This is a genomic window from Leptospira kobayashii (assembly GCF_003114835.2).
Classification (GTDB): Bacteria; Spirochaetota; Leptospiria; order Leptospirales; family Leptospiraceae; genus Leptospira_A; species Leptospira_A kobayashii.
Genome location: NZ_AP025028.1, coordinates 2,478,917 through 2,495,678 on the forward strand (window position 1 = coordinate 2,478,917; position 16,762 = coordinate 2,495,678).

The window sequence follows — 16,762 nt, forward strand, 5'->3', positions numbered from 1 at the left end:
AGGAAACTATTTTATAAATACTTTTGTAAAATTTCCTTCAAAGCTTTCGTATCAATCGGCTTCGTTAAAAAATCATTCATACCTGCGGAAAAACATCTTTCCTTTTCTTCGACGAACGCACCTGCAGTCAGTGCAATGATAGGGACCTTTGTTCCATTTGAATTTTCGAATTCTCTAATAGTCTTCGTTGCGGTAAGGCCGTCCATTACCGGCATTTGAATGTCCATAAGTATCAGATCGGGTTTTTTCAATTGGAATTGGGTAACGGCGGCTTGTCCGTCTTCCGCTTCCACTAACGAAGCATTCGGATACCATTGGCTGAGGAATTTTTTCATCAATTGCCGGTTGATCAAATTATCTTCCACAAGTAAAATATTAGGGCCTGATATATCTTTCTTTGTCGAAGTATCTTCTTCCGAAAAAACCGTAGATCTATGATTTGACTCAGCTTGATGAATGGAACTAATCGCTTTGAATAAATCGTAAGACTTTACCGGTTTAACAAGCTTTTGGTTGATTCCGTAATCTACGGAATATTTGATGATCTTCATATCCTCACATGAGCTGTGAAGAAGAATGATGGGAAGATCCGTAGGAGAAAGTTTAAGTTCTTCCCGAATCCATCTGCTTGTTTCCAATCCGTCAAGAGCCGGCATTTGATAATCCATAATGACGACATCGAAAGGATCGGAGTTCATGATTTTCTCCAATGCTTCCTTACCATTTTCCGCTTCCTCAACGATTTGGCTCGAACCGATCAGAGTTTGGGATAATATTCTACGATTGTTGGCATTGTCATCCACGATCAAGACTCGTTTGGAATATCCAAATTCACCCAATGGTTTCTTATCATCTTTAAAAAATTCACAGACCAAATCGAAATAAAATACACTTCCTTTTCCGACTTCGGTTTCAAGTTTCAAAGATCCACCCATCATTTCCACAAGTGAGTCGGAGATAGCAAGGCCGAGACCGGTCCCGCCAAACTTGCGTGTAGTGGAGGCATCCCCTTGGGAAAATTCTTTGAACAATTTTTTTCTATCTTTTTCGCTGATTCCTATTCCGGTATCCCTTACCGAAAACAAAAATCGCCCTTTAGGAGTATCTGTTTCTTCGAATACCACTTGCAATTCGACTTCACCGGTATCGGTAAATTTGATTGCATTGCTCAAAAGATTCATAAGTATCTGTTTCAAGCGAACCGGATCGGCGATGATGAAACGAGGTAGATCTAGTTCGTAATTTAATAATAACTCCAAATTTTTCTCATCGGATTTGTATTTTAGAATATCGATGATTTGCTCCAAAAGCTCGATCAAATCCACTTCAACTTCATCGAGTTCCATTTTGCGTGCTTCGATTTTGGAAAAGTCCAGGATATCATTGATGATCCCAAGCAAGGAATTTGCGGAAACGATTGTATTATGAACGTATTCTTTTTGCAAAGGATCAAGTTCGGTATTTGATAATAACTCGGAAAAGCCGATCACTCCGTTCAAAGGAGTTCTGATCTCATGGCTCATATTCGCAACAAACTCCGATTTGGCGTGATTTGCAGCGTCAGCCTGTTCCTTCGCAAATAATAAAATCTGTTCGGATTGTTTTTTTTCCGTAATATCGGTTGTTACGATCACACAGGATTCATCTTCAAACGGAAGAGGCATGGCACTCACTTCCGTCCAGATAAAAGAACCGTCTTCTTTTTCAATCCCCACTTCCATCGCGTGAATAGGCCTTTGTTCTCTCAGTGCTATTGCAGTCGGCATATCATCAGATGACAAGAGTTTGCCGTTTGATCCGTAATATTTTCTTTGTTTATATAAACCTTGTTCCAGACCTTCTTTGGTAATGCCTACTATATCGCTTAGAGTTTGGTTGAACTCGGATAAGGTACGGTTTTTATCGACGATGGAAACTCCGATAGGAAGAATATCGAAAAGTTTAACCCATTTGGTAACACTTTCCCGCAAAGCACCTTTGGTATTTTTCTTCTCCGTAATATCTTCCAGAACCACAGCAAAATGATCCGGTTCGTGATAATAAACGGTTTCTTTGAACCAGCGATTTTTTTCCTTTACGAAATATTCGATTTCTCTTCTGGTTCGGTGAATTGTAATATTTCCGTAAACCTGGACTCGATCAAAATCCGATTTTGGTAATAAATCGGTTATCTCGGAAGCAAACCGATCGACAATTTTCTCGGAGAAAACACCTGTTAAATTTTCGAAAGCCGCATTAACGGCTAAGATTTGATAGTCTTTCGGTTGTTTTTCCTCATCCAAAATCAGACGGTGGTAGGCGAATCCGTAAGGAAGGCCTTCAATCAGACTTTGGTATATATGGAAATCCATGATTTAAGGAAATCAGACGAAAAAAACGGGAAAAATAGAAACTTTCGTAACTGAATTTGTCCGAGTTTGATTATTTTTTTTATGTTTAATGATAGGTGAAATCCTGGCTCATTGTAGCATATCTTATCATATTAAATGGCAATTCCACCCGAAAAAACCAATTCGATGAACCCAAAATTTTGGGAAGCCCGATTGGAACCTCCACTCGTAAGAATATCGGTCAAATCAATGTACCCGGCTTTTGCACCTAACTCCAAAAAATAGGTTTTCATAAATTCATAACGTCCCGCAGTATATGCCGAAACTCCGTAACCGGAAATATGAAAATTATTATTTTGCCCCTTTCCCATCACTCTGGCATCCGTCCGACAAACGACCATTCCGCCACCGACGGACGATACCCAGCTCAAAGCGGATTCCCCATTGGCAGCAGTCCAGAGAGGAATCAGGTATCCTGCATCCAGGAAAAGAAAATTGAGACCGTCCGTATGTTCGAATTTGAGAATGTCGGGGGTCAATGTGATCACTTCCTCCCCCCCGTGGTAACCTGCCATCTGCGCAATATGACCTGGAAATAAATACTGGAATGCAATCGACTCAATTGCGGGGTGAAGATTATTTTTTTGGATGACTAGCGGATCCACATAACCCGAGTAAGCCACCGGCTGTCCTTGCGTGACAACGTACTTCATATGATCCTGGCCGAATGCCAAAAAGAAATGGTCAGAAAAAAAATAGGAAGCTTTGAGATTGTACTGAGGAATTTCAAATTTAGTAGGATCAATGTACACTGCGGAAACCCGTTCAGGTTTGTCCTTTGCATCTACGGATTTATAAGTATAATGATAACCCGGACCCCGAAAGTTGATATCACTTTGGGTATAGTTCGATCTGTTGTAACCCCACTGGAGTGTCCATTTCCCCTTTCGGTTTCCCACATGATAGGGTGCTGCTCCCCCCTCTTCCTCCGCCGAAACCGAGCCAAAAACAAAGAAAAAACCAATAAAAAAGACAAAAAACAGAATGGAATTAGGAGCCCAAAAAAATGAAGTTTTTCTTTCTAATGACATATGAGTCGGATTTTCCTCGCTTAAAGAAATGAAAAATTACCCGGGGAAAGAGGAAAGATATTTATTCTGTTCCTCAATTCCCCGGAGAAAAATAGTTCGAAACCAAAAAGTTGATTTTAGGATTAAGTATAACAAAAAAAGGATAATATCCGTTAGGTTGTATCGCAAAAACCAATGACTCAAATAAGAAAGCGGAAAATGCGGGATTGTTTGACTGGACAGAACTCCTGACGAAAAAACTAATGAAGGTAGAGACCTTTCATGGCAAAATACCTCTCCAATTTTTCCATCTTTCAGTTTAGAGATTTCCGCTTTTTCATCATTTCCCGATTTTTCATGGTAATCGCCATCAACATACAAGCCACAATCGTGGGCTGGCAGGTATACGATCTAACAGGAAGCACATTGGATCTGGGTCTCATCGGTCTTGCAGAAGCCATTCCTTCTATTATAGTGGCTTTATATGCAGGCCATTTAGCAGACATTAAAGAAAGAAGAAGCATTATGTTGATTTGTTTGTTCGTTTTATTCCTCTGTTCTCTTGCTTTACTTAGTTTTACGGGACCTTTTTACTTTCTTTTGGAAAAATTCAAAGCGTATCCTATTTTTATCGTAATTTTTATTTCAGGGATTGCCAGAGGATTCATTTCACCGGCTATCTTTAGTTTTGTGACCCAAATCGTTCCCAAAGATAAATACGCACAATCCGCCGCATGGATGGGAACTTCCTTTCAGGCAGGCGCAGTTCTCGGACCGGCAGTCGGTGGCTTGCTCTACGGTTGGATCAACATTCAAGCCGCTTATATTTTGGACTGCGTTTGCATCGGACTTCCTTTTTTTATGACCATTTTCATCGCGCCGAGACCTCTTCCTGAAAAAAAGACAAGAGAACCTTTGCTACAAAGTCTTGCCGCAGGGCTCAAATTCGTTTGGAAAAACGAAATTATGTTAGGTGCTATGGCACTGGATATGTTTGCGGTTTTATTCGGAGGAGCGATCGCACTGCTTCCCGTATTTGCAAAAGATATTCTAAATGTGGGATCGGAAGGTTTGGGAATTTTGCGTGCGGCACCTTCCCTCGGTGCTTTCGTAATGGCATATTTTCTCACCCATAGACCTCCTCTTAAAAAATCGGGAGGACTACTTTTGGGAAGTGTTTTAGGGTTCGGAATTTGTATGTTGGTATTCGGGCTTTCCAGTTTGTTTTGGGTATCACTTATTGCATTATTTCTTTCCGGTTTTTTCGATAGTGTTTCCGTAGTTATACGTTCCACCATTATGCAAACGATGACTCCGGAAGACATGCGGGGCAGAGTCAGCTCCATCAATAAAATCTTTATCGGAAGCTCCAATGAAATCGGTGCATTCGAATCGGGAACAACTGCCGAAGCGATGGGACCTGTCGGTTCGGTATTATTCGGAGGAATTATGACGATTTTGATCGTCATAATATCAACAAGGTTCATTCCCAAACTTCGCAAATTAGAGCTCAAAGATTGGGTCTAAAAAGTGATGGAAAAAAATTTACAATAGAAAAAGATTAGAGATAATTATGAGCAATATTATTCACGATTCAAAACTTTCCGCAACCCATAAGGAAGAACTGGAAAAGATCATCAAAACGATGTTAACCGAAGTGAATACTAAAATTGCGCATTTGGGAATTAATAATTTCATGCGATTGAACGACGATATTGCCAAAATCATCGTTCCTTTGCTGGAAGATAAACTGGACTGATCTTTAAAATTCCCGACATACAGAAACACCACTCCCCTTAGATTCTATTTTTTGTTTCTGCTGAAGATATCGAATCCAGGCGGGTATCTCCGTATTTTTCCTTTTCGTGCAAATATTCAGATAACCTAAATTCGTTTCGAGAACGATCCAATTTTCTCCGACGATCTTTGTTTTCAAACTGAGATCAAAATCATTTCCGGAAACCGGATAAAATACGGACGGTTCTTTTTTCCCGTCCCATAAGATCAATTTTCGAATTTGAATATTTTCATCCGTAGTCCATCTATATCTATCCCAAAACGTCAGAAAAGACCAACCGGAATGAGATCGTAATGGTTCATTCATCCACTGAAACCCGGGCGGCAAAGCATAATCTCTGGTCCTAAACCGGTCGGGAAAGATCTGTTTATAAAAGTCGTCTTCCGTTATGCCTAAAGAAACATTCAGAATGCTGGAGAGTCCCGAAGAATTTTTGTCAACGAAAGTGGAAGCGCCGGTTTGTTTAGTCAGAAGAAAAGAGTTCAAAAATTTGGAACCCATTCGAGTGATATGATAGTGTGTCTTTTCCTCGTCAGGATCGGGATTGTATTCGGTGGCGATGGATTTGACTCTCTCCCATTCTCCTAAAAACTCTTTGGCAATGTTTCGTGAATTGAATTCAATGAAAAACTCACGGTTATCATCTCTTGCCGATACGGTATAATTATAAGACCCGACGAGGACCTTTTCCTCATCGATAATCATTGTTTTATGATGTAATAATCCTCCCCGAAAACTTCCTTCCTTTACTTCCACATCTTCGTTTCCATCTACATAGATTTTGGAAGGGTAAGATAATAGATCTCCGAGAATTTTTCCGCCGTCATTGATCGGGAAATTATATACGGCTTCCACGAGAACTCCTCTCTTGCTTGCGGCAAATAACGCATAACTAATCACGGGATCATAATGAGTATAAATCATATAACGGATGCTTGTTTTTGCATTTAGAATGGAATCTAAAATTTTGTCTTGGATCTGTTTTCCCGCTTCGGGAGAAAACAAAATCATTCCTTTGGAAAATAGGAAAACACCTGACAAATCGATTTCTTCCAAATGTTCTCTGAATTTAATGATCTCGGATGCGGGCAATGCCCATTCCCAATAAACATTATTGTCTCGAATCAGTCCGTGCCCGCTGAAATTTCCGGTGCCAAGAAACACTTTCTCATCATCTGCGAATAAAATCTTAGTATGGTGGATTCCCGATCCTTTCCAGGGAGTCACATGAATCCCGAATTTTTCCGCCTCTTCGTAAGATTCGTCCTTGTCCCCCAATAAGCTGATTTTCACTCCTCTCGATTTCGCTTTTTTCAAAGCGATCAAACTGTCCAAATCATCCAAACTATAAATAAATCCGTCGATTCTGAACTTGGCTTTATCGATAAAACTGACAACCTTCCGCCTAACTTTAAATTTGCTATCTTCCGGAGTATCTCTTCCCGGAAAGGCAAAATAGAAAAAAGTTTCGACGGAAGAAATCCCGGTTAATAATGCGGATAGATCCGTGTCGTTTTTGGATTTCGGTTTGCAATTCACAAATAAGACAGCAATAAAAAGAATCGTTAGATTTTTCATCAGAATTGAATTCTCCCGAACGAACTGACCATCGTGCCCTGAAGCCCCAAACTTTCACTAGACCACAGATAACTTACCAAGACCCCCAATTCCAAAACTCCTTCCAAATGAATGCTTGTTTCCAAACCCGACTCCGCCAAAAAAAACATTTCGAAACGCTCTTTTTTAAAACTGATTTTTCCATCCGATTTTCCTTCCGCCAGATAAGGCAAAAAATAGGCCCCGATCATACGGAAGGAAAACAAATCGGTATTGTATGATAAAATCAATTCGGAATAATAAGCAGGCGTTCTTCCATTAAGCAATGTTTGGTTTCTTTCCAAGCCATTTCCCGTAACAAATCCTCCCGGATAAATCTGCAATACTTGAGAGAGAAATAGTGTTGATCCGAGATGAGTTCCCGTTCCGATAAATCCCAAACTGTATAATTTATTTGTGTCGGAACGTCTGTCGGAATCGTTTAAAAAATGAGACCACCTTACACCGTATAGTCTATTTTTCCAACCCACTCCGAAAGATACGGCTTCCCCCTCGACCGGAAGAGAACCCTGGTTTTGAATCGATTTTGAGTAAGTTCTGTCCGTTCCTTTCGCCCAAAGAAATTCTCCCAATAGATAAAATTCATTCCAATCGAATTTTCCTCCTATAACACCTGTAACCAGAGAATCCCCGTCTCCTCCCTTTTCTTTCACATCCGGTTCGATCTCTCTTGATTGTTTTCCCCAAGAACCTTGTTCCAAATATTGGATTCCCAAAGATAAAGAAGATTTCTTTCCATAGGTTAATCCCAAACTATGCCTTCTTCTTTGACCGGTTGCCCGCTCTTTCTTCCCGTTTGAAATGATCTCAGGAGATAAAAATTCTTTTTCAAAAAGTCTGTAACCTTGGTAGTAATCCCAAAGAAATACCTGCGCTTTCAAATGTTCGGAAAATATTTTCTCGAAAAAAACTCCTTCCCCTCCGTCCGAATAACCTATAAAAGGTGAAGAACGAAAGGAATGTTCTTTGCGACCCACACCGATGAGAAGCCCCCATAACTTACCAGCGATATAACTGTTTTTTCCCAAATAGATTTCCGGCTGGGAAGAATTTCCTTTTGCGGCAACTAACATATTCCAATGGACTTCCGAACGCTCTCGGGAAACGGAATATCCGAAACCTCCGAAATGGACTTGTTCGGTATTTCGATTCAAATATTGCCCGGACAAATCATTCGATGCCGGAAAACCGTTTTGTAGAAACCAACCCGGTGGCTCGACTAGGCCGGATCTTAATCTTTCATAAAGAATCTGAACTTCCGTCGTTCTGGATCCCGCACTTACACTTAATCCTTGTTTATCGGCATATAAAAAACCAATTTGGAAAAATAAAAACGCCAAAATATATAAGAGTTTCAATTTTGAACCTGAAAGATTTGAAAATCTTTTGAGTCATTACCTATCTTACCGGGACTCAGCAAAGAATACTGATCCGTATCCGTCTTTACCGAAAAAGAAGAAATAGTTCCTTTTTTTCCGTAACTGGAAATATGAATTCTACCGCCATTAACTGTTTTATAAAGATCCAATTTTTCCTGTGAGGCGATTCCGTTTCCTATGGTCGATGTGGAAATCACGGTAAGTAATTTGTCCGTATTACGGAGGATCGGCGGGAAATACCAATTCTCACCTTCAGGATCAACGATCCATCCGCAATCTCCCGGATTCAAAACACCGGACCCAAAATCCAAATAGGAATTCGAAAGAAAATGCGGTATCTTGCTCGGAAATCTGGTCTGATAAGAAACAATTCCGTCCGAACTGTTTTCATCTTCTATGGAGAATAGACTTAAATCTTCCGGATGATTCGAACGATTGCAAATATAAACCCATTCGTTCTGGGGCAATGCGGGATTCGGAAAAACTCCTTCGATGGTGATGTTTCCCTGTCTATGAATCATTGTTTGGTGAAATATCTCGGAAGGGAAAGAAAATTCGGAAAAGATCATTTCGTCCGGATGAAATAAACTTAGATTTTGAAATTCCGGATTTGTAAGTTTTCTCTCCGGGAGAATTGGTTCGAAAATCAGCGGAAGCGAAATTGAATGGGTCTCGGAAAAAAGTCTCGATGTTCCCTCGATCCGGTTTTCGGATAACACAAAATACGTACTCATTTGTAAAATTTTTCCCGATCCGGAGACCTGATTTTCCAAACCTGCCATTTGTATTCCCTTTCGATTCGGCGCGCCGGGACTAAAGTAAGTATAAACGGAACAACTAATATCCGTTTGTTTGCTAAGAGCGGCATAAAACGGATTCGATTCCGGATGAAGGCTTATTCTTAGATTTGGATCTGTGCCAAGGTCCTGGTAGATAAGAGGATTATAATTGAATTGAAACTTGGGATTTTCGGAATATAAATTCCGGTAAAAAGAATCGGAAGTGGCAATCGTAGTGATTCGATCGTTTAAAATTCCTTCCGGAAGGTCTAAACCGACTAACGGTACACATACATAAGGACCCGAATGTACGAAAGGAAAAAGATTACCTTTCTCCTTCCAAAACACAAAATTTCTTCTCACATCCGTTTCAATGGAAAAATATACGAAACCTTCCAGGTCCGAAGGACTTTTCCATTCCAGAAATTTTTCCGGATAAGACCCTGTTCCGTCTTTGGTTCCTTTGAATAAAACTTCGGAGATCTCCAAAGGCAAATACGAATGTCTATCAAAAGCAATAACCTCTCCCGGACTAATGTACAATTCTCTTGCAGCAAAATAAGGATGAGAATTCGAATTGGGATGAGGTACAGAATTTCCATCCGAATCAATCAGAATCGATCTTTCCGGATTCCCGGCCCTGTGAGTTAAAGAGTAATTATTTTCGGAACGATCAATCGTTTTGCTTCTCTCTGATTCCCGTTCCGCAATCCTAAGATCGGGAATTCTGTACTTGATTTGTTTGGTGCTAAACGGTCTTGCCAAAGAAAAAAAAGACCAACCGTCCCAGGCCGACCTGGAAATTAAAAACACTTCTCCTTTCGACAACGGTTTTGATTTGGATTGGAATGGAAAGACTTCTCCTTCATATATCAGTTCCAGAGAGGAAAGATCGCAAACTTCACCGTCATTGACCCACTCCAGGTAAGCGCCCAACTGAAATGCAGAACCGGAGGAAGTGCCCGGAAAATACTCAGTGAGTCGGATATTCTCAATGGTGCAGGACCTCTCCGGAAATCGAGCCTCTAAAACGGCACCAGTTAATTCGTTCGGAAGGCCGGGATTACCACAAAACGAATCTTTTGTGATATAAAAATTAAAAGTATTTCTGCAACTCGATTTTCGACGACTGCTTGCAAAATATTCCCCTCCTTGCGAAAAGATATATTTCGGCTCAACAGACAAACTTCCGTTCAAATCCCAAAATCCTTCTTTCCCTATCTTTTCCGCCAGAAGCAAATCCAACTTCAAACCGGACATTGTGTCCGAATCACGGAAAAGAAAAACGGATTTAGGAAGAATCAATTTGTGAAATGATTTAAAAAAAAACAAATCTTTCGCGAAAATTTTACCGTCCGGCATTGCATCCGTTTCTTCAAAACCGAAAGATTCATACTCGGGACAAATCACTTCATCTGAAGGATTTTCCCATTCCAAATAACGCTTGTAAATCGAATCCGAATGACGGAATGATTCTGATACAATCGGTGAATCCGGCTTACATATCTGTAACCATTTTTGGTTCTGTTCAATAATCTTTTCTTTCAAAGAAATCGGACCCGAACATGCAAATTCCAAAGAGACAAAACGAATCTGCGAAACTGTAGTTGCAAGTATTCGTGAAGGAAATAAAATCTCGCATTCTTTATCCGACCATTTGTAAAATTCCGCGGACGGAACATCAAACCGGGAATAGGCGACTGTTCCGTCAGAAAGCAGGTTTTTTGCGTAAGATAAAATCGGGATTTGGTTTTTATGTTCTTTTTCCCATTCCGAAAACTTCAGATGTTTCGCATGCCAACCTTTTCCCCAACCCTCTCTCGGGTGCTCCGACGGAATCATCTCGTCCAAAATAGAAAACGAATTTTCCCAATAAGGTTTCGTATCGGAATCCACAGGAAGGCAAACTTTAAATTTAGCACCTATTTCCCGGTCGAATAAAAACTTGGGAAGGGACAAAAGACAAAAACCATTTTCTCCAGAATCGAAAAAACGCTCCTCGGAATATTCATGATCCGAAACCCCTTCCCCGTAACTGAAATGAAAATCAGGATAAGCAAGTGAAGGCCCGGACACAACAGGAAAAATCGAATCCGAATTTCCCTTTCGCATACAAGACAAAGAAAACCAAATAAACAAAAATCCAAGGACAAGGTTTTGTAATCTCATCTTTCCCTCTGCCAGGTAAGGAGAAAAATGTAGTAAGTTTGGTTTTAAAAAATAAAAAATGATTCGGGTTTTTGCCAAACGTTCGATGTTTCACGCTCTCGTGCGCGTAACCTCCGTGTTGCGACGCACGAGCTCCGGCGTCCCTGCCTCCGCCACCGCGAGAAACATCTCACTTACTTTTAAGAGAAGAAGAGAAAATCTATTCTATTTTAGTTCGATTGGGCGCCTCGGTTCTTTCCATTACCGTCCCTCCGTTCCTCAACACGACCACGCTCTCCGCTTCAATCTTTGCTCCGCAAAGGATTTTCGCTGCGATCGTTGGCGCTGGGGGTTAGTTTTTATAACCAGCTAGCGACCTTTAGGTTTGATCGGTTTTTTTATTTCAGGTTTTGTTTTCCAAGCGAGAAGCTGATCAAGATATCTTATGAAAATGTAGTTTAGGTGAATCTAAAATTGTTTTTTAGTTTTTCTTTAGTCTATAGGAAAAAACGATAATTTCCCCGCCCTGATTTGGGTGGGGAACTAGACCCGCCACCCAATGTGCTCCTTATACCACACCGCCTTTTGGTTGTAAAGCGGACTTCCTATTTATAGAAATTTTTTACAAATAAGTTCGCCTTTTTGAAACGTTCGATGCCTCACATGAGAAACATCTCACTTGCTTTTAAGAGAAGAGGAAGCTATTCGGTTTTTTGATTGGCAAGCCTGGATTTTTTTAGCTTCTGCAATGCTTCCCAGATTTTTTCGGCTAACTTTTCTCCGATACCGGGAACCGTGCCTAATTCCAGAAGAGTCGCATCTTCGACTTTCTTTTTGTTCTGAAAATAACGCAACAACGCTCTCCGACGAACGGCCCCTATATCGGGAATATCATCTAACAAAGATTTGAGTGTCTTCTTTTTTCGGAGAGTCCTTTGGTAAGTCACTCCGAATCTATGTGCTTCGTCTCTTACATTTCTCAAGAGACGCATCATAGGGGAATGAATATCGAATGTATAAGGCTCTTTTTCACCAGGAAAATAAATCTCTTCTCTTTTTTTGGCAAGTCCCACCATAGGAAGTTGCCCCAAATCCAAAGCGTTCGCAGCTTCCGCAGCCCGGGAAAGTTGGGTCCACCCTCCGTCGATTACGATCAAGTCGGGCAAAGGTTCCTCTTCGTTCAAAAGATGGGAAAGTCTGCGACCGATCACTTCGTGCATCATACCCGGATCATTGATTCCCTCATAACCTCGAATTTTATAATGCCTGTAACCGGACTTATACGGTTTTCCTTCTACGAACATGACACCGCTCGCCACCGGAAGTGAGCCTTGGAAATGGGAAATATCGTAACATTCGATAACACGCGGAAGATGGGGGAGTTTCAATTTCTCCTGGATCTCTTTCATCGCCACCGTCTGATCCCTTAGTTTGGTTGCGAGGATTCTTTCGGTTAACGAGAGTTCTGCGTTTTTTTCCGCGAGACGAAGTAACGATTTTTTCTGGCCTCCGTCGGGAAATTTCAACTTGGGAAGTACTCCCGTATGTTCCTTAATCGCTTCCAGAGTAACGGAATAATTTGCTTTCGCTTTCGAAGGTAAAATAATGAGAGAAGGAAGGAATGTGACTTTTAAATAATAATCCCTGAGAAATGCTTCGATGACTTCCTCCTCCGTAGATAATTCCAAACCCGTGATCGGAAAGGATTTTTTACCTTCCAATCTTCCTCCTCGGACTTCTAGGAGTATCACCTGACCTTCATTATCTCTTCTTGCGAATGCAATGATGTCCTCGTCTCCTCCATCCAAACTTACAACCGTTTGTTTTTCCCGGATTTGAACGATTTGGTCGATCCGGTTTTTAAGATAACCGGCTCTTTCGTATTCCAATCTTTCGGAAGCTTCCAACATTGATCTCTTCAGTTTCTGAACAAGTCCTTCTTTTTTACCTTCCAGAAAACTGAGAATTTCATCGATTAACTCGTTATAGGTGGCCTCGGGAACATTTCCCTGACAGGGACCCAGGCAACGCCCCATATGAAAATTCAAACAAGGTCTTCCGGGCTTTGCCAAGGGAAGCTTGAGTTTGGTTTTACGAACAGGGAAAATACGATGGATGAGTTCCAATGTATCGCGGGCCGCCTTTACATCGGTGAACGGACCGAAGTAACGGTCTCCATTATCTTTTATTTTTCTGGTTAGAAAAACCATCGGAAAAGGTTCGCTCATGGAAACGGTAATGAAAGGATATCGTTTATCATCCTTTAGGCGAACGTTGAATTTCGGATTGTATTTTTTAATTAAAGTTGCTTCGAGAATCAAAGCTTCCGTTTCAGTACTTGTAGCAATCCAATCAAAGTCCTGCAACTCCAGATATAAGGCCCGGGTTTTGGGATCGGAGTGGTTCGGATTGAGATAGGAGCGGACTCTCGATTCGAGTTTGACCGCTTTTCCCACATAAATGACTTCATTCTCAGCATTTTTCCAAAGATAACATCCGGATACGGAGCCTAGATTTTTGATCTTCTCTTGGATGGATTTAAGAACGAACGGATCCTTCATTTTGTTTATCGGTTTCTCTATTTCACGGTTTCAAAAACGGAAAGAAACTGCAAGCAAGACTTAAAAAGGTAAAAAAGGCTTTACAGTGTAGAAAATAAAAAGCCCTTATAGCCATGTCCAAATCACGCCAAAAGATTTCCGTTAAGGCACGTTTTTTCCAGGTAGGGGCACCCCTCTTGATTGCCCTGATACTGGCATTTATTTTTAAATTAAAAGTTCTTACTCCATTAGAAGTTTCTAATTCGTTTATGGAACCTAGTTTTTCCCAAGGCAAAACGGTTTATATCAACAAGTTAACGTCGGTAAAATCCCTACTTGTAGGAGATGTGGTTCTGGCAAAATCCCCTTTGGATGAAAACAGTTATATCTTAGCCAGAATCTTAGGCAAACCGGGAGACGAAGTCTATATTTCCGCAAGAGAAGCATACCGAAACGGAAATCCTGTTTCCGATGAGATTTTTCCCAAGCCCAAATCCCAAAACCTTCCCATACTTCCTACTGGAAAAACGGAAAGTGATGAAAAACCGAAACTCATAGTTCCGGAAAAAACTTTCTTCTTGTTATGCGACAACCGAGAAATAGGAATCGATTCCAGAGAACTCGGACCGATTCCGGAATCATTGATTATCGGGAAGGTATGGTAAGATCATGTTATTAGAAAGAAAATCAACAGACTTACCAAACCTAAGCGACTGGTCCGATTTCGGGAAAAGATTCCTGCTTGTTTTCGGTGCCTTATTCTTTTTGGCGGGAGTGATCTTTTTCTTCGCATTCAACTGGAACGGACTTCATCGTTATTCCAAATTATCTCTTGTTGCGTTGGGAATGATTGCAATTAACATTGCTTATACTAGAAATTTCGAAAAACTATGGGTTCGGGAATTACTCGGCGCATTGGCCTTTTTTTTCGTAGGTCAGATTCTTTTGGTATTCGGGCAGATTTACCAGACAGGGGCAAATGCTTATGATTTGTTTTTCGGTTGGGCTGTCTTCAGTGTCTTACTTGTTGCTATCTCCGGTTCGTCGGTTGTTTGGTTTTTATGGATTTTGTTACTCAACATTACGTTTGATCTTTACTGGGAGCAAGTCCTTCGGTTCACTCCTCCCGTCTGGGCCGTTTATTCCGCATTCGTTTTAAACTTAGCGGCAATTTCGATCTACGAATTTTGGACGAGGCTCAAAGCACAGAAAGAAAGATCCTCCTGGTTTTCTCCTCTGATTCTTGTCATCGCCTTAGGTTGGTTAAATTACGGAACAAATCAAGCCATATTCTTTTTACGGGAAGACGGTCAAATCGCTCTCCCTTATATCTTGATTACGATTGTAGGTTTGGCCGGGCTTTACACTTTTTACCGCTTTTTCATATACGATCTTGCCTGCCTTTCCTTCACGCTACTCTCTGGATTGGGATTTGTTTTTTCACTTTATATAAAGTATCTGACAGGTGGTGACACCGTGGGAGATTCTTTCCTCGGCTTTTTCATTATCATGGGATTAACAACAGGTATGGTGATGCATCTTTTGCAGATTAGAAAAGAACACTCAAGCGAGGAATCGAAATGAATTCATCCATACCTTGGTACATTCGTATCCTCACTTTCTTCGGGGCATTCATTGCAGGAGGATTGTTTTTACTCTTTCTTGCCGCATTGGATTTATTAAACTCTTCCACTTCTTCGATTCTAATCGGACTTGTTTTTCTCTTCGGAACCACAGCCGCATCACGCTTAGCTCAAAATGAAGAGTCGTCCGTCTTTTTGGAACCGATTCTAGTCAGTTTTGTAAATATAGGACAAGGATTGTTTGTATTCGGAATCTCCGAATCAGTCAGAGAAGATTTTACTTCGATCTTCTTCCTTGTATTTATCATCCAGGTAGTTTTGTTCAGCGTATTCCAATCGGGTGTTCAGAAATTTTTATCGGTTCCCATCGGATTTGCCAGTTTGACAGGAGTTCTCTATCAACTGAAACTGAATTTGTATTTTCCGATCTTACTCTATACCGCTGCCATACTCCTCTATTTTGTTTTGGATAAATACTCCCGAAACAAAAGAAAAGGAGAACCTGTTTCCCTTCATCTTTCCGTCGGCAAGGATGCCCTAGTGATCACTTTCATCGCCAACCTGATCTCTCCTTATATCGAAGGATTTTTAGGTTATGAGTTCAGGGTTCCTATCGTTTCCTCTTTACTCATTCATTCCATATTCATTGTTCTATTATGGAAAGAGTTATATGTCCGATTGGGACTGCGAAAAGAGTTCATCATCGGATTTTACCTGTTTTTCTTTTTGATTCTATATCCGACGATTCATAGCCCAGGTATCATCGGAGGGATTTTCATTCTGTTTTTGGGATTTGCCTATTCGGTAAAATCCATCCAAATTTGGGGAATTCTCTCGCTCATCGGATTTATAATATACTACTATTATAATTTACAAGTGACTCTTCTGGCCAAGTCCTATCAGTTGCTGGGGACAGGAGCCTTGTTTTTATTCGCCTATTATATTTGGCAATTCCGTCTGCCGAAACAGGAACTTAAGAAATGAAAAATATCAGACCTATCCTCATCCTGGTAAATACCCTACTCGTCATCGGCTTCGTCTTATTTTCGGTAATCAAAAAGGAAGGGATCCGAAATCATGGAAAATTGGTTTTGATTCCCCTCGCACCGCAAGACCCCCGTTCCCTCTTCCAGGGCGATTATATGATTTTACGTTACGATTGGAGCCAGATTTCCACGGAGAACATCCCGAGCAGAGGATGTATCGTTTTCAATCTTTCCCCCGAAAACGTCTTAAGCTTAGTAAGATTTTCCGAAATAGGCTCGGAAAAAAAGCCGGGTGAACATTGTCTCAAATATTTCAAACATGATTATGATGTTCGGATCGGTGCCGAATCTTTTTTCTTTGAAGAAGGAAAAGGAGAAGTTTTCGAAGAAGCGAAATTTGCAGGAGTTCGTGTTGATGACGACGGAGACAAATTGTTAGTCGGCTTGTACGACCAAAACAAAAAAGAACTTAAATAAACCATTTTTCACTAGACTTTCTTTTATTTGCCCGTAAGACTTTCCGCTAAACGGG

The 16,762-nt window shown here is 40.8% G+C and carries 12 protein-coding genes; 6 read left to right on the forward strand and 6 right to left on the reverse strand.

Features of this window, described 5'->3' with window-relative positions:
* Window positions 1-11 precede the first annotated feature (11 nt).
* Both DI077_RS11145 and DI077_RS11150 read right to left on the reverse strand, forming a co-directional pair.
* A complete protein-coding gene (locus DI077_RS11145) occupies window positions 12-2,351 on the reverse strand; it encodes a response regulator (RefSeq protein ID WP_109019316.1) in 2,340 nt (779 codons plus the stop codon).
* Between the two features lie 131 nt (window positions 2,352-2,482).
* Window positions 2,483-3,421, reverse strand: a complete 939-nt coding sequence (locus DI077_RS11150; protein ID WP_109019315.1) for a hypothetical protein — start codon at window positions 3,419-3,421, stop codon at window positions 2,483-2,485.
* A gap of 261 nt (window positions 3,422-3,682) precedes the next feature.
* Here DI077_RS11150 and DI077_RS11155 point away from each other — a divergent pair, with 261 nt between their 5' ends.
* Window positions 3,683-4,927 (forward strand): MFS transporter, encoded by a 1,245-nt coding sequence (locus tag DI077_RS11155; protein ID WP_109019314.1) that lies wholly within the window; start codon window positions 3,683-3,685, stop codon window positions 4,925-4,927.
* A 46-nt stretch (window positions 4,928-4,973) separates the two neighbouring features.
* Window positions 4,974-5,159 carry a hypothetical protein gene (locus tag DI077_RS11160; RefSeq protein ID WP_109019313.1) on the forward strand — a complete coding sequence of 62 codons (186 nt, stop codon included), beginning with the start codon at window positions 4,974-4,976 and terminating at the stop codon, window positions 5,157-5,159.
* A gap of 3 nt (window positions 5,160-5,162) precedes the next feature.
* On the opposite strand, the gene DI077_RS11165 is transcribed toward DI077_RS11160, so the two are convergent.
* From DI077_RS11165 to uvrC, 4 genes are all read right to left on the reverse strand, one after another.
* On the reverse strand, window positions 5,163-6,776 hold the full coding sequence (locus DI077_RS11165; RefSeq protein WP_109019312.1) for a phospholipase D-like domain-containing protein: 1,614 nt from the start codon (window positions 6,774-6,776) through the stop codon (window positions 5,163-5,165).
* Window positions 6,776-8,173 (reverse strand): LA_2168 family protein, encoded by a 1,398-nt coding sequence (locus DI077_RS11170; protein WP_109019311.1) that lies wholly within the window; start codon window positions 8,171-8,173, stop codon window positions 6,776-6,778. Before DI077_RS11170 ends, DI077_RS11165 begins: the two co-directional genes overlap by 1 nt.
* A complete protein-coding gene (locus tag DI077_RS11175) occupies window positions 8,170-11,142 on the reverse strand; it encodes an LIC11755 family lipoprotein (RefSeq protein WP_135354854.1) in 2,973 nt (990 codons plus the stop codon). Before DI077_RS11175 ends, DI077_RS11170 begins: the two co-directional genes overlap by 4 nt.
* Before the next feature lie 680 nt (window positions 11,143-11,822).
* Window positions 11,823-13,682 (reverse strand): excinuclease ABC subunit UvrC, encoded by a 1,860-nt coding sequence (gene uvrC / locus DI077_RS11180; protein ID WP_109019309.1) that lies wholly within the window; start codon window positions 13,680-13,682, stop codon window positions 11,823-11,825.
* A gap of 113 nt (window positions 13,683-13,795) precedes the next feature.
* On the opposite strand from uvrC, the gene lepB reads away from it, so the two are divergent.
* From lepB to DI077_RS11200, 4 genes are read left to right on the forward strand one after another with little or no spacing between them, the layout of a single operon-like run.
* Window positions 13,796-14,326, forward strand: coding sequence for a signal peptidase I (lepB, locus tag DI077_RS11185; RefSeq protein WP_109019308.1), 531 nt, complete (start codon window positions 13,796-13,798; stop codon window positions 14,324-14,326).
* 4 nt (window positions 14,327-14,330) lie between these two features.
* A complete protein-coding gene (locus DI077_RS11190) occupies window positions 14,331-15,245 on the forward strand; it encodes a DUF2157 domain-containing protein (RefSeq protein ID WP_109019307.1) in 915 nt (304 codons plus the stop codon).
* Window positions 15,242-16,228, forward strand: a complete 987-nt coding sequence (locus tag DI077_RS11195; RefSeq protein WP_109019306.1) for a DUF4401 domain-containing protein — start codon at window positions 15,242-15,244, stop codon at window positions 16,226-16,228. Before DI077_RS11190 ends, DI077_RS11195 begins: the two co-directional genes overlap by 4 nt.
* Entirely contained in the window at window positions 16,225-16,707 is a 483-nt protein-coding gene (locus DI077_RS11200) for a GDYXXLXY domain-containing protein (RefSeq protein WP_109019305.1), read from the forward strand. The genes DI077_RS11195 and DI077_RS11200 overlap by 4 nt, the downstream gene beginning before the upstream one ends.
* Window positions 16,708-16,762 lie beyond the last annotated feature (55 nt).

Bases quoted from the DNA above. Each gene is read 5' to 3' on its own strand.
- DI077_RS11145 (WP_109019316.1), bottom strand. From the start codon at position 2,351: ATGGATTTCCATATATACCAAAGTCTGATTGAAGGCCTTCCTTACGGA.
- DI077_RS11165 (WP_109019312.1), bottom strand. From the start codon at position 6,776: ATGAAAAATCTAACGATTCTTTTTATTGCTGTCTTATTTGTGAATTGC.
- DI077_RS11195 (WP_109019306.1), top strand. From the start codon at position 15,242: ATGAATTCATCCATACCTTGGTACATTCGTATCCTCACTTTCTTCGGG.
- DI077_RS11175 (WP_135354854.1), bottom strand. From the start codon at position 11,142: ATGAGATTACAAAACCTTGTCCTTGGATTTTTGTTTATTTGGTTTTCT.
- lepB (WP_109019308.1), top strand. From the start codon at position 13,796: ATGTCCAAATCACGCCAAAAGATTTCCGTTAAGGCACGTTTTTTCCAG.
- DI077_RS11150 (WP_109019315.1), bottom strand. From the start codon at position 3,421: ATGTCATTAGAAAGAAAAACTTCATTTTTTTGGGCTCCTAATTCCATT.
- DI077_RS11155 (WP_109019314.1), top strand. From the start codon at position 3,683: ATGGCAAAATACCTCTCCAATTTTTCCATCTTTCAGTTTAGAGATTTC.
- uvrC (WP_109019309.1), bottom strand. From the start codon at position 13,682: ATGAAGGATCCGTTCGTTCTTAAATCCATCCAAGAGAAGATCAAAAAT.
- DI077_RS11160 (WP_109019313.1), top strand. From the start codon at position 4,974: ATGAGCAATATTATTCACGATTCAAAACTTTCCGCAACCCATAAGGAA.
- DI077_RS11200 (WP_109019305.1), top strand. From the start codon at position 16,225: ATGAAAAATATCAGACCTATCCTCATCCTGGTAAATACCCTACTCGTC.
- DI077_RS11190 (WP_109019307.1), top strand. From the start codon at position 14,331: ATGTTATTAGAAAGAAAATCAACAGACTTACCAAACCTAAGCGACTGG.